The following is a 13,397-nucleotide window of genomic DNA, read 5'->3' on the forward strand; positions in this document are numbered from 1 at the left end:
AATAAAAAAACAGGGCACATGTAAACCATATGCCCGGGAGGAATTCCTTGATGTAGGTCAAAAATCGGTAAACGGCTTCTGCTGCGTCGCCCGGTGCAACCGACTGCGGTTATTGCTCCACGGCCAGTGCAACCATGAACCAGTCCTCCTCCGAGTCGAAGAGCAGTGTCATCACCTCGGGCTTCTTCGACACGTGGATCGCGTACTGTTTACCGGAAACGATGGACGGGGTGGAGAGCCGGATAGCCAAAGACTCCGGCGAGAGGTGGCGTTTGAAATCCCCCGCCAGGACGTTGGCCAGCTCTCCCAGCGCGTCCTCGACCTCATCCTCCGTCGGGCTATCGGTATCGAGGAGCTGCCCTGCCAGGCGCTGGGCCAAGTGGGTGGACACGTGCAGCCCGACCAGGCCGTTGTAATCACCGGCCAATCCCACCAGGGCGCTGATGCAATCAGTGAAGTTGGATGCAGGGTTTACCGCCAGTGGCAGATGCAGCAGATGGTCCATCCCCATCATGGTGGAGAAGATCTTTCGTACCTCCTGGATCAGCGACTTTTCAAGGACCGGTCCGCTGGTGCCGATGGTTGCCAGTAATTTGTCCGAGAACATGGGCTTCCTCCTCTAGCTACGATGTTGCCGCCGTCCCGCAAAGGGGCAGTCGGCAGCTTTCCATCGTGGAATAGCAGAGGGTGTGCCATTGCAGTAAGCGATGGTTTTTCAGTAATATGCGGGGCAACAGGTGCGATGCTGGTGTCCGTATAAGGGACACGGTGGGTACCAGAGGGACAAAGCGTTGTGTCGGCGGGCGGGGTGGCTATACTATGAGCGTCTCGAACTCCAGTCCGGTGCTGACAGAGAGGGAGGTTCTATGAAGAAGAAGGCACGTCCCGGTTGCGTTCCCAGCGTCACCTTCCAGAAAGAGACCCACTGCGGCAGAATCTACGTCACCGTCACCATGGATCACCAGGGGAAACCGTTCGAAATCTTCGTCCGCTTCGGCAAGGCCGGTCATTGCGGTGCCGCGGTCTTCGACGGCCTGACCAGGATCCTCTCCTACGGCTTGAGGTCCGGCCTCGACCCGCGCGAGGCGGTGAAGGCACTGGGTGGGATCGGCTGCAATTACGGGAAGGACACCTGCATGAACGCGGTATCCGAGGCCTTGCGCGAGGTCTTGGACGAGGCCGGCGCAACCGCCGCCGGTCATCTGGGTTTGCGCGGTCCGGGAGCGAAGTAGCGACCTACCTTGGCATCCATCTCGTCTATCCAACCCGCCTTTGATTCCGGAAAGGCGTCTGCGTACGGGACGTAGGGCTTGATATCCAGGATGGGAGTCCCGTCCAGGAGGTCCACCCCGCGCAGGTGCAGCGTCTTTCCTTCCACCCTGACCAGTTCCACTGCGGAAAGCCCGATGGAGTTGGGACGATGCGGCGACCTGGTTGCCAGGACGCCGCGCTTTGGTCCCCCGCGCGGAGGCTTCACGTTACTTTTCCACCCCTCGCTCAGGTGGAAGGCGAAGATGAGCCACAGCCTCTGGAAGCCCCCGAGGTCCTGGATCGCCTTTTCGTCGAGCCAGTCCTGAAGTTCCAGAGTCGCGGTGGCGACGTCGCCGGTTTGGGTACCTGCGACCACGGTGCTTTGATGGGGGGCGTCGATGCGGCGGGAATAGGGGGAGCGCAACAGGCCGATGGGGCGATAGGTAAAGTGTTGCTCGTGCATCATGCGTATCTACGTTCCTTTGTCTGGCGTACGGTGGAGCGAAAAGAAAGCCCTCGGCGGTGCCTGAGGGCTTTTCTCGTGCGACGAATGGGAGGATGGGGGAGGTCCGTCCGGCAACCTGCCCCGAGGCTGCCTTGGCCGGTACCCTAATGAAAATCGATCTCCTTGTCAAGGAGGTGCAAAGGCCGGCGACGCCCCTGTCCCGGTGTGCGGCGCCGTTGTTCACAAAGCGACCGAGAGTGGCGCTTACACAGCGGGTTCCACCAAAACAGCACTCTCGGTTATTGACATTGCGAATTTTCTGACTGTACCTCGCTCAAGCTGACCCGCGCTACGACCGATAACCAAAGTCACACGCTGTCTCTGTATCTATTGGACAGAGACCTATGTCACTAAGGGGGAGTCCATGCGGTGGTTTCTCGATCTGCAGATCAGGTTCAAACTTGTGGGAGGCTTTTTGATCCTCGCCATGATCGCCGGCGGCATCAGCTGGATCGGCATCAGCAAGATTCGCGGCATCGGTACGGTCGACAGGTGGCTGTACCAGAAGATGACGGTTCCCCTTGGTGACATCGGCGAGATGGCGGTAGGTTTCCAGCGGGTGCGGATAGGACTGCGTGAACTGGTGGAGACCACGGATCCGGCGGAAAAGAAGAAGATCATAGCGTCGATCAAGAGTATCCGGGCAGAAATAGGCGACAACGTGAAAGCTGTGGAGAAGACCATTGAGACGCAGAAAGAGCGCGATCTTCTCGACGAGTACAAGATGGTCAGGGTGGAATACGGGCAGCAGATCGAGAAAGCGGTCGCGCTGGCCGAGGCCAATAAGGATGACGAGGCCCGCGCGGTATTAAACGGCCCCGGCAAAAGGGCGGCCCTGCACTACCAGGAGGTGATCGACCGGTTGGTGCAGGCGAAGTTGAAGCAGGCCCAGCTTGCGTCGGACGAAAACACACGGATCGCCGATTCGGCCACCAACATGATGGCGGCGGCAGGTGTTGTCGGAATCGTCCTTGCCGTTGGCCTGGGCCTGATCATCGCCGGCCTGATCAGCGCTCCGTTGCGCAAAGGGGTCGATTTCGCCCAGGCGGTATCGGCCGGGGACCTGACCCAAAGCCTGGAGCTGCGCCAAAGCGACGAAGTGGGACAACTGATCCATGCTCTCAACGAGATGGTCGGGCGGCTGGGGCACGTAGTGGCGGGGGTACGCTCCACCTCAGACCACGTGGTTGTGGGGAGCCAGACCCTCGCCCAGGGTTCCGAAGAGATGAGCGCGGGTACCGCTATGCAGGCTGCTGCCGCCGACGAACTGTCCAGCAACCTGAAGCAGATGGACATGAACATCAGCAGCAACGCCGCAAATGCTGCTGAAACCGAGAAAATCGCGGTGAAAAATGCGGTCGAGGCGCAAGAAAGCGGGGCCGCCGTGCAGCGCACCGTGGAGGCCATGCGCGAGATCACGGGCAAGATCAGCGTGATAGAGGAGATCGCGCGCCAGACCAACCTGCTGGCGCTCAACGCCGCCATCGAGGCCGCGCGCGCAGGCGAGCACGGCAAGGGATTCGCCGTCGTCGCCGCCGAGGTGCGTAAGCTGGCGGAGAGGAGCCAGGCCGCGGCGGTTCAGATCAGCGGGCTTTCCTTCACCAGCGTCGAGGTCGCCGAAAAGGCGGGGCAGATGCTGGTGGAGATGGTGCCGAACATCGAGAAAACGGCGGAGCTGGTGCAGGAGATTTCCGCCTCCTGCAAAGAACAGGAAGCCGGGACCCGCCAGATCAACGGCGCGGTGCAGCAGTTGAACGAGATCATCGAGAAGAACGCCTCCGCCAGTGCGGGAATGGCCGCGACGGCGGCGGAGCTGAGTGCGGAAGCGGAAGCGCTGCAGGCTAGCATCGCCTATTTCAGGTCAGCGGGTAAGGCCGCTCCGTCACCGCGTGCAGTGGGGTTGCGCAGCAGCGGCAAGCTCACCAGTTCTTCGATTGGTCGTGCGGGGCTCGTGCAGGATAGTTGCGCCGACAACGAGGGTGCGGGGAGAAGCTATAGAGCCGCCAACGGCTAGCTTATCGGGGCGCGGTACGACCATGGCGGTCTGCCTGCTGGAGGGGCGCGCCATCATGACATTAACGGTGCCGGTGTTGCCGGTGGCATCGAAGCGACGAAAGCCCCCTGGCTTGGCCAAGGGGCTTTCGTTTTGTCGACCGGGCGGTGCGTATGCTGCTTGTCGAGCGCGCTGTTGTTGTCGCTTTTGATCTGTGCCCCTTGGCCGGGTTGAGCGGGGCGTGGCAGGTGAGGCTTCCCACGGCGCCGTTGACCACGATCAAAGTAGGCTCGCTGGGCCTCGACCGACTGCTGTGACTGGAGGGAATGGTGTACGGCGACGCGGCAGTCGTGGCGTTACCGGGAGAAGGCGAGGCTGCCGGCAATGGTCCACATGGTGCAGCCGACCAGGATGTCAAGCACGCGCCACGCCATCGGCCGACGGAACAGAGGGGCCAGCATCCGGGCACCGTAGCCGATGCCGTAGAACCAGACGCAGGAGGCGGACATCGCGCCCACGGCGAAGAGCAGGCGTGCTTCTCCCGAATAGCGCCCCGCCAGGCTGCCGAGCAGAACAACGGTGTCGAGGAAGGCGTGCGGGTTGACGAGGCTGAGCATCACGGTGGTGAGCGCGACCTTGGCAAGACCGCTGGCTACCTCGTTTTCCCTGTCCGGATCGATGACACCAGGAGTCAGCGCCGACTTGAAGGCGCGCAGCCCGTAACAGAAAAGGAAGGCCACGCCGCCCCAGAGGGTCGCCTGCATCAGCCGCGGCGAGGCGGCGACCAACGAACTGAACCCTCCGGCGCCGAGGGCGATGAGCAGCGAATCGCACAGAAAGCAGATCGAGCAGACGGCGAAAACGTACTGGCGCTTGAGCCCCTGTCGAAGCACGAAGGCATTTTGGCTGCCGATAGCGACGATGAGGCTTGCTCCTAGACCGAAGCCGGTGATCATGGGGGAAAGGATAGATAACGGTTGCATGTACGCCTCTGGTGGTTGGCTTTTGAAGAGGCCAAATACTATCACGCCGGGCTGAGAAGAGCCATGCCGCTGTTTGTCGTCTTTAGTACACAACGGACCATTTAATAAAAAATATTCTAAAGAAATTAGACACGATAACCGACTGTGAAAGACACTGCGTATACAGTTCGACGAGCCTGTATAGCAGGGTTCTATGACAAGGGGGGAGGTTCTATGAGGTGGGGAATGTGGCGTGCTCTTACACTGGCTGCGGCATTATCATTCATCGTGGGATGCAACGGCGGCAGCAATGGTACCGGCAGTGCTCAGTTCCTGCCCAATATGAACCAGTACATCACGCCGCTGGCTCCCTCGGGTTCAGGCTTCGAACCTTTGAACCCCGGCTTGTTGGACAAGCCCGACTGGTTGGCGGGACAAGCGGTAACCAGCGTGAAAAGCCCTGACGGCAAAACCCTGCTGGTGCTGACCAGCGGCTACAACCGGGTCTATACTCCTACCCCCAGTTCACCCTACCCGTGGTACACGCCCGACTCCAACGAATATGTCTTCGTGTACGACATTTCCACCGGCACCCCGGTGAAAAAGCAGGTGGTGCAGATCCCCAACAGCTACAACGGGATCGTCTTCGATCCGTCCGGCAAGGCCTTCTACGTAAGCGGTGGGGGGAGTGACAACGTCCATGTCTTTACCCGTATCGCCGACGGGGCCTGGGGAGAGGTCGACGCGCCGCTGTCCCTGGGGCACAACAACACCGGCAACGGTCTTCCTTTGAGCGCCAACTTCGGCAACGGTTCCATAAACCTCCAGATCGGGGTACAGCCGTGTGCCGCGGGGCTCGCCATTTCCAGCGACGGCAAGACGCTGGTGGTGGCCAACTACTACAACGATTCCGTTTCCATCTTCAGGGGAGGTCTCAACAACTGGGTGCGAACCGCTGAACTGGACCTGCGCCCGGGCAAGAGCGGGGGGACCGCGGGGGTGCCCGGCGGCGAGTATCCCTTCTGGGTGGCGATCAAGGGGAACGAGGCCGATGGGACTGCGACTGCCTACGTGTCCAGCATCCGTGACCGCGAGATCGTCGTCGTCAGGCTGAACGGCGCTCCGGCCGTGACCACCAGAATCAAGGTCGTCGGGCAGCCGAACAAGATGGCACTGAACAAGGATCAATCCCTTCTTTACGTGGTGGAAGACCAGTCTGATTCCGTCGACGTCATTCGCACCGCGGACAACAGCATAGTCGGGACCATACCCGTCATCGCGCCGGCGTCGCTGGTTCCCGCTTCGCTCACCGGGCTCCGGGGGGCAAACCCGAACAGCGTGACGATTTCGCCGGACGAGAAACGGCTGTTTGTGACCAACGGCAACCTGAACAGCGTGGCCGTGGTGGAACTGAACGATACGCACGTAAGCGGTGAGGTGGTCGGCCTCATCCCTACCGGCTGGTATCCGAACTCGGTCAGCATCAGTGCCGACGGCGGCTGGTTGTACGTGGTCAACGGGAAATCGGCGACCGGTCCCAATCCGGATTTCCGCTACAGCTACGGCCCCCCCTCGCGTCCGACCGGCTTTCTGACCAACCATTACAACCCGCAGTTGACCAAGGCCGGGCTGCAGAGCTTCCCGCTACCCGCCGCGACCCAACTGCAGACGCTGACCACGCAGGTGATCTCCAACAATCGCTTCTCCTATGCCGACGGCGCCCGGGACCAGGAGGTCATGAGCGTTCTCCAGGCCAACGTGAAGCATGTCATCTTCATCATCAAGGAAAACCGCACCTACGATCAGATCCTGGGAGACCTGGAAGTGGGCAACGGGGATCCCTCACTCACGGAATTCGGCGAGCGCTATACACCGAACCAGCACGCCATGGCGCGCACCTTTGTCACCCTGGACAACTTCTACGACACGGCCGAGGTCAGTAACGACGGCTGGGCATGGACCACGTCGGGCCGCGCCCCGGACGTTGTCGAACGCCAGTATGCGGTCGCTTACGCGGGGCGCGGACTGAGTCTCGATACCGAGGGGACCAACCGCAGCGTGAACGTCGCCTACAGCACCCTCGCCGAACGCAAGGCCGCCAACGCCCTGACCCCGGACGACGACGACCTGTTGCCCGGACAGACCGACGTGGCGGCACCAGATGGCCCGGGTAACGAAGTGAACAAGGGGTATCTCTGGGACGCGGCCCAGCGCCGGGGGCTCTCGGTCAGAAACTACGGGTTTTTCCTCGACACGACCCGCTACAAAATTCCGCTGGCCGCCGGCGGTATTGGCCTGATTAAGGACCCGGCCGCCGTCGGCGTCCAGGTCGCCTATCCGGCCAGCGCCGCACTTGCCCCCTGCACCGACATCTACTATCGCGGTTTCGACAATGCGTTCCCAGATTATTACCGGTTCAAGGAATGGGAGAGGGAATTCGATGCCTACGAGACGAACGGGAACCTCCCGTCGCTCAGCCTCGTGCGGCTCATGCACGACCACACCGGTGATTTCGGCACCGCGATCGACGGTGTCAACACGCCGGAAATACAGCAGGCCGATAACGACTACGCGTTCGGCCTGCTCCTGGAGAAGATATCGAAGAGCCCCAGGTACAAGAACAACACGCTCGTTTTCGTCATCGAAGACGATTCCCAGGATGGCGGCGACCACGTCGACTCGCACCGCAGCATCGCGTTTGTCGCCGGCGCCTACGTCAAGCAGGGGGCCGTTGTCTCTTCCCACTACAACACGGTGAACTTCCTGCGCACCATCGAGGAGGTCCTGGGGCTCCAGCCGATGAATCTCAACGACGCCCTGGCCCGGCCGATGACCGACATTTTCACCACGGCCCCGGCCCCTTGGAGCTTTACCGCCAAGCCCGCCCCGATCCTCTATGGGACGACTCTGCCGCCGTTTGTCGGTCTGCCGCCCCTCAGCAAGAAGGTGCAGGCGCCTAAGCCGACGCATGACGCCAAGTACTGGGCGCAGGCCACCAAGGGGATGGATTTCTCCACCGAAGACAAGTTCAATTTCGCCAAGTACAACCGGATCCTGTGGAAGGGGCTGATGGGGGACCGCCCCTATCCTGCGGGCCCGACCGGAAAGGACCTGCGCCGCAACCGCAAGGAACTGCTGGGCCGCTATACCGTGGCTCTCAAGTAGCGGCGGACAGGAAGTGCGTGCCGGTGGCTGTCATGCCGGCATGGAGAAAACGGGTTTCCAATCAACTGCACCTGGGAGAAGGGCATGGTCGACAATTCAGACAACGGCGTGGAGACATTCGGCATAAGCAGGCGGGATTTCGTGAAATATTCGGCGGGCACCGTCGCGTGCCTGTACCTCGGGGCATTGACCACCGCCTGCGGCAGCTCAGCCCGCAGCGACTTTCCGGTAGTCGTGTTCTCGGATGTTCATTTCAACCCCCTGTACGACGGCACCCTTTTCCAGGCGCTGGTGGCAGCGGACGCGAGCGGCTGGGACGCGGTTTTCAGGACATCGGCCATTACGTCCCCTTCGGCCTGGGGTCAGGACAGCAATTACCCGTTGCTCCAACTGGCACTGGCAAGCATAAAGACGGGACTCGGCACGAGCCCCTTCGTGATATTCACCGGGGATATCCTCGGGCATGGTCTGCCGCAGATGTTTTATTACCACCTGAACGGTACCACGAACCCTCGGGATGCTGCGGATACAGCGGCAATGCGGGCGTTCACCGACAAGGCGGTCACCTTTTTCATGGCCAAGGTGAGGGCGGCGGTCGGCACTGTCCCCGTCTTTTTCGCCCTCGGCAACGGTGACTCGTACACCGGATACGGCCCGGACGGCGCGTTCCTTGCCAACACTGCGGAATCGTACTACACGACCTTTTTGAACGGACTGGGCGCGCGCCAGGCATTCCTGGAGACGTTCACCAGTGGCGGCTACTACTCGGTGGAGCCTGCTGGAACCAATCTGATGGTGATAGGCATGAACACCATTATTTTTTCGCCGCTGGTCGCCCCGACGCCCGGCGCCAACGACGATGCGGTCGCCGCGCAACTGGACTGGCTGGATGCACGACTTGCCGCCGCGACCGTTGCCGGCAAAAAGGTATGGCTCCTGATGCACGCTCCTCCGGGCGCGGACATCGGGACGACCGCGCAGCCTGCCAACATCGACGTTAACGGCCACATCTCCACCGCCACCATGATGTGGGTGGCAAAGTACCAGACGCGGTTCCTGCAGCTAGTCGCCAACTATCCGGGAGTAATCTCCCTGACCCTGGCCGGTCATACCCACATGGACGAGTACCGCATTCTCCCCTCTTTGGACACGGTCGAGATAACCCCTGCCATAGCCCCGTACTTTGGCAACAACCCGGCGTTCAAGGTCTTCACCATTTCAGACCGGACTCTGAAGCCGGTCGATTACAGTTCCATGAACTACGATCTTGCCGCTGCTCCTGCGAGCTTCTCTCGTTATTACACCTTCACCGCTGCCTATTCTCTAACCGGCAACCTTGATGGGTCATTATCCCGCCTCACCCCTGCGCTGGTTACCAACAGTGCCAGTCAGGCGCTTTACCGGGGTTACTACTATTCCGGTCACAACACGCCACAATCCATTACCGATACGCACGTCAACCCAATCACCGATACCAACTGGCCCATCTACTGGAGCGGTATCGCGAATATGGATCAGCAGGATCTCGTGGCCAGCGTGGCCGCGTACTGAGTCTTTGCCGGGCAGGCACGCGAAGGGGGGCAGTAGTAACTTTGGAAGTCCGGACGCGACTTCTTTGCCTTTCGGGAACAACGACATGAAAAGAGCGGCTCGATCGTGATCGAGCCGCTCTTTCTGTTTTGCCGCTACGGCCGGATCATGCCCCGGCCGATTCCGATTCCGACTCGGTGCTGTAGTGCTCCAGCACTTCCCGCAACGCCTTGAAGTCCACCGGCTTGGTGATCACCTGGGTCACGCCGCCAGCCAGGAAGCGCTCTTGGGCTTCACCCATGACGTGAGCGGTCAGGGCGAAGACCGGGACCTCGCGGTTGGGGTTGTCCTGCGGCAGTTGCCGGATGGCCTGGGTGGCGCTGAGGCCATCGATGTCGGGCATGGAGATATCCATCAGGATGACGTCGAACTCTTCCTCGGCCACCCGGGAAAGGGCCTGCCGCCCGTTGGCCACCACCGTGGGATGGTGCCCTGACCGCTTCAGCATCTGCGTCAAGAGTTCCCTGCTCACCGCGTCGTCCTCGGCCAGCAGGATCTTCAGTGCGTTGTCCCGCGGGTGCGCTGTGGCATCCCTCCCTTTGTGCCCCGTCTCCTCAAGGGTTGCTCCTTCGGCCAGCTGGCACACCACGGTGAAGTGGAATACCGCGCCCCGCTCCGGCTTGCTGGCCAGCCAGATGTTTCCTCCCATCAATTCCACCAGCTGCTTGCAGATGGCGAGCCCCAAGCCGGTGCCGCCGAATTTGCGAGTGATGGAATCGTCCGCCTGGGTGAAGGGCTCGAACAGGTGCTGGGCCATCGATGGTTCCAGGCCTATTCCGGTGTCGGCGATGATGAAGTGGAGCCGCAATTGCCCAAGGCCTGCCGGGGACGTCTCCACCTGCAGGGAGATGACCCCCTGTTCCGTGAACTTGATGGCGTTGGACAAAAGGTTGGAGAGCACCTGTTTCAGGCGCAACGGGTCACCGATAAGCCCAAGCTGCAGCGCGTCCAGCGGCGTGCAGTCCAGTTTCAGGCCCTTGGCCAGCAGTCGCGGCGTGTGCACGCGCAGCGTCTCGTCCATGACCTCGCTCAGCACGAAGCGCTCTTTGTTGATGCCGATTTTCCCCGCCTCGATCTTGGAGAAATCGAGGATGTCGTCGATGATGGCCAGCAGGTTGCCGGTCGCCTGCTGCATGGTTTTGAGAAAATCGTGCTGCTCGGGGGTGAGGGTGGTCATCTCGAGCAGCTGCACCACGCCCATGATGCCGTTGATCGGCGTGCGGATCTCGTGACTCATGTTGGCCAGGAAGAGGCTCTTGGCGACGTTGGCTTTGTCCGCCGCCTCCTTGGCCAGCCTGAGCTCCTGGGTGCGCTCGTCCACCTTGCGCTCCAGCTCCCGGTTGGAGATGTGGGCCGCCTGCTCGGCGCGCTTCAAGGCGGTAATGTCGGTGAAGGTGAGCACCACCCCGTCCACCGACCCCGACTCGGTCCGGAACGGGAAGATCCGGTTCAAGAACCAGAGCCCGTCGCTGGTGCAGTCTTCTTTTTCCATGTGCTGCCCTGTTTTCAGTACCGTCTTGGCGTCTTCGAGCATCGACTGCAGATTGGTGAGATGGTAGGCGATGTGATCGATGGGGCGCCCGATATCCTGCGGCAGCAGCTTGAAGATCCGCTGCAGGGACGAGTTGTACTTGCGGATGCGCAGGTTCTGGTCCAGGAAGACCAGTCCCACCTCCAGGCTGGAGAGCAGGTTGTCGTGATCCCGGTTCAACTGCAGCAGCTCCTTGTTCTTCAGTTCGAACTCGGAGTTGACCGTATAGAGCTCTTCGTTGACCGAGTGCAGTTCCTCGTTGGTGCTTTGCAGCTCCTCGTTGCTGGCCAAAAGCTCTTCGTTGGTCGCCTGGAGTTCCTCGTTGGAGGTCTGCAACTCCTCGATGGTGGTGCTGAGGCTCTCCTTGACCGCTTGCAGTTCCCCTTCGAGTTCGAGCATGCGCTGCCTCACATGCTCCGAGGCAAGCTCGGCGGTGCCGGTTTCCAGGTCCTCGCCCGTGACGGCCACGGGAACCGGGGAAGAGGGGGTAAAGGAGATGAAGAAGTGCGTCACCTGCGCTTTGCGGTCCGGAAGGGGGCGCACCAGCAGGTCGAAGCGCTTCTTCTCATCGCCTACCTGCATGATGATCTTCTTCATGATGATGTCGGTCTTTGCCTTTTCCGCGCGATGGAACGCGGTGCTCAGCGGTATCCGGAGCGCGTCGTCGACGAGCCCCAAGATGTCGTTCTCGTAGCGCCCGGTTGGCGGTTTCAGGAACGAGGATGCGTCCCCGAAGTGATGCAGGATCTGGCGCTTCTCGTTGACCAGCACGCCGCAGGGCATGTACTGGCCCAGCAGGAGGTCGTAGTCGTTCAAGAGTTGCCGGTCCATGCTCACGGAGGGGCGCTCGACGCGCTGCAGGGCGGGCAGGGCCGACCGGGTAGGGACGTTGGCGATGTCGAGGTCGGCGGCAAACTTGAGGTCGCGGCTCTTGCGGTACATCTTGGACGGGCTGTCCAAGGTCTCGAACTCGCCCGCGCGCTTGCCGATCCCCTCGCTGCTGCCCAGGAACAGGAACCCCTTGCTGCGCAGCGCGAAGCTGAACAGCGCCAGCACCTTCTCCTGCGTGGCCGGCTCGAGGTAAATGAGGAGGTTGCGGCAGCAGATCAGGTCCATCCTGGTGAAGGGGGGATCGCTGATCAGGTTGTGGGTGGCGAAGACGATCATCTTGCGCAGCGCGGGGCTCATGTAGTAGTGCCCACCCTCGTGGTGGCAGAAGTGGAGCAGGCGCTCCTTGGACATGTTCCTCAGGCGCTGCGGCTCGTATTTGCCGTGCGAGGCGGTCTCGATCGATTTCCTGTGCGCGTCAGTGGCGAAGATGGTGATCTTGCCGGCGAAGCCCAGTTCTCGCGCTTTTTCCGTGAACAGGATGGCGAGCGTGTAGGCTTCCTCCCCGGTGGCGCACCCCGCCGACCAGATCCTTACCTCGTCGTGCTCTTTGCGACCGCGCAGGATCTCGGGGATGACGATGTCCTCCAGCACCTTGAACGCCTTGGGATCCCGGAAGAACTCGGTGACGCCGATGAGCAGGTCGCGGTACAACGCATCGAGCTCCTCCGGGTCCCGGGCCAGCAGGGCAGCGTACGCGGTCGATTCCCCGAGGTGGCAGAACTCCATGCGCCTCTGGATTCGGCGCGTGATGGTCGGCGGTTTGTACTTGGAGAAGTCGATGCTGTACTGGCTTTTCAACAAGGCGAAGATCTGCTGGTACTCGCCGTGGTACTGGTCGTCGGCCAGGTAGCCGTACAACGCCTGACGCCGTTCCTCCGGCGGGGTGCGGGCGTAGCGCACGATGGCCGCGGGCATCTCCTCGGGATCGAGCATCAGGTCGCAAAAACCGGTGGCGATGGCGCTGCGGGGCATGCCGTCGAACTGCGCCGAGTCAACCGTCTGCACCAGCACGAGACCGCCGGCATCATGGATGTCGCGGACGCCGCGCGAGCCATCCGTGCCGGTGCCGGAAAGGATCACCGCGATGGCCTGTGGTCCCGCGTCGTCGGCCAGCGAGCGCAGGAACACGTCGATGGGGAGTTCGGAGTGCTGCGACGGCAGAAGCTCGGTGAGGTAGAGCTTGCCCTTGGAGACGGTCATGTGCGTTTTGGAGGGTATCAGGTAGATGGAGTTGCTGCGCAGGGCGATGCCGTTGGTGACGCGGTGGATGGACATCTTGGTGTGGCGGGCCAAAAGATCGTCCATCAGGCTCTTGAAGTCGGGAGAAAGATGTTGGATCACGACGAAGGCCATGCCGCTGTTTACCGGCATGGTGTCGAAGAATTTTTCCAAAGCTGCCAGTCCGCCGGCAGACGCCCCGAGGCCGACCACGAAGGACGGCTTCGACTTGGCCACGGACCTGCTGTTGGTTGTTTTTTTCATGGCCATACCCTCCACTACTGAAAATCA

General features: G+C 61.3%; 8 protein-coding genes. 4 read left to right on the forward strand and 4 right to left on the reverse strand.

Translation table 11 applies throughout. The features are described from left to right. Positions 1–109: 109 nt before the first annotated feature. Positions 110–607, reverse strand: coding sequence for a chemotaxis protein CheX (locus tag K7R21_RS15920; RefSeq protein ID WP_224984262.1), 498 nt, complete (start codon positions 605–607; stop codon positions 110–112). Positions 608–866: 259 nt separating this feature from the next. Here K7R21_RS15920 and K7R21_RS15925 point away from each other — a divergent pair, with 259 nt between their 5' ends. Further along, positions 867–1,232: a TSCPD domain-containing protein gene (locus K7R21_RS15925; protein ID WP_224984263.1), complete on the forward strand. Its 366-nt coding sequence runs from the start codon at positions 867–869 to the stop codon at positions 1,230–1,232. Here the strand turns inward: K7R21_RS15925 and tsaA are convergent. After that, positions 1,199–1,717, reverse strand: coding sequence for a tRNA (N6-threonylcarbamoyladenosine(37)-N6)-methyltransferase TrmO (gene tsaA / locus K7R21_RS15930; RefSeq protein WP_224984264.1), 519 nt, complete (start codon positions 1,715–1,717; stop codon positions 1,199–1,201). The two genes, K7R21_RS15925 and tsaA, sit on opposite strands and share 34 nt — an antisense overlap. Positions 1,718–2,120: 403 nt before the next feature. On the opposite strand from tsaA, the gene K7R21_RS15935 reads away from it, so the two are divergent. Next, complete coding sequence (locus tag K7R21_RS15935; RefSeq protein ID WP_224984265.1) at positions 2,121–3,770, forward strand: methyl-accepting chemotaxis protein; 1,650 nt, start codon at positions 2,121–2,123, stop codon at positions 3,768–3,770. Between the two features lie 335 nt (positions 3,771–4,105). Here K7R21_RS15935 and K7R21_RS15940 read toward each other — a convergent pair whose 3' ends face one another. Next, entirely contained in the window at positions 4,106–4,732 is a 627-nt protein-coding gene (locus K7R21_RS15940) for a LysE/ArgO family amino acid transporter (protein ID WP_224984266.1), read from the reverse strand. Positions 4,733–4,957: 225 nt separating this feature from the next. Here K7R21_RS15940 and K7R21_RS15945 point away from each other — a divergent pair, with 225 nt between their 5' ends. After that, the gene (locus K7R21_RS15945; RefSeq protein ID WP_224984267.1) at positions 4,958–7,876 is read left to right on the forward strand and encodes a bifunctional YncE family protein/alkaline phosphatase family protein; all 2,919 of its coding nucleotides are present in this window, start codon (positions 4,958–4,960) and stop codon (positions 7,874–7,876) included. Positions 7,877–7,960: 84 nt separating this feature from the next. After that, on the forward strand, positions 7,961–9,427 hold the full coding sequence (locus tag K7R21_RS15950; protein ID WP_224984268.1) for a metallophosphoesterase: 1,467 nt from the start codon (positions 7,961–7,963) through the stop codon (positions 9,425–9,427). 145 nt (positions 9,428–9,572) lie between these two features. On the opposite strand, the gene K7R21_RS15955 is transcribed toward K7R21_RS15950, so the two are convergent. Continuing rightward, positions 9,573–13,370, reverse strand: coding sequence for a chemotaxis protein CheB (locus tag K7R21_RS15955; protein WP_224984269.1), 3,798 nt, complete (start codon positions 13,368–13,370; stop codon positions 9,573–9,575). Positions 13,371–13,397: the final 27 nt, after the last annotated feature.

It is taken from the genome of Geomonas agri (assembly GCF_020179605.1).
GTDB classification, from domain to species: domain Bacteria; phylum Desulfobacterota; class Desulfuromonadia; order Geobacterales; family Geobacteraceae; genus Geomonas; species Geomonas agri.

Bases quoted from the DNA above. Each gene is read 5' to 3' on its own strand.
- K7R21_RS15920 (WP_224984262.1), bottom strand. From the start codon at position 607: ATGTTCTCGGACAAATTACTGGCAACCATCGGCACCAGCGGACCGGTC.
- K7R21_RS15925 (WP_224984263.1), top strand. From the start codon at position 867: ATGAAGAAGAAGGCACGTCCCGGTTGCGTTCCCAGCGTCACCTTCCAG.
- tsaA (WP_224984264.1), bottom strand. From the start codon at position 1,717: ATGATGCACGAGCAACACTTTACCTATCGCCCCATCGGCCTGTTGCGC.
- K7R21_RS15935 (WP_224984265.1), top strand. From the start codon at position 2,121: ATGCGGTGGTTTCTCGATCTGCAGATCAGGTTCAAACTTGTGGGAGGC.
- K7R21_RS15940 (WP_224984266.1), bottom strand. From the start codon at position 4,732: ATGCAACCGTTATCTATCCTTTCCCCCATGATCACCGGCTTCGGTCTA.
- K7R21_RS15945 (WP_224984267.1), top strand. From the start codon at position 4,958: ATGTGGCGTGCTCTTACACTGGCTGCGGCATTATCATTCATCGTGGGA.
- K7R21_RS15950 (WP_224984268.1), top strand. From the start codon at position 7,961: ATGGTCGACAATTCAGACAACGGCGTGGAGACATTCGGCATAAGCAGG.
- K7R21_RS15955 (WP_224984269.1), bottom strand. From the start codon at position 13,370: ATGAAAAAAACAACCAACAGCAGGTCCGTGGCCAAGTCGAAGCCGTCC.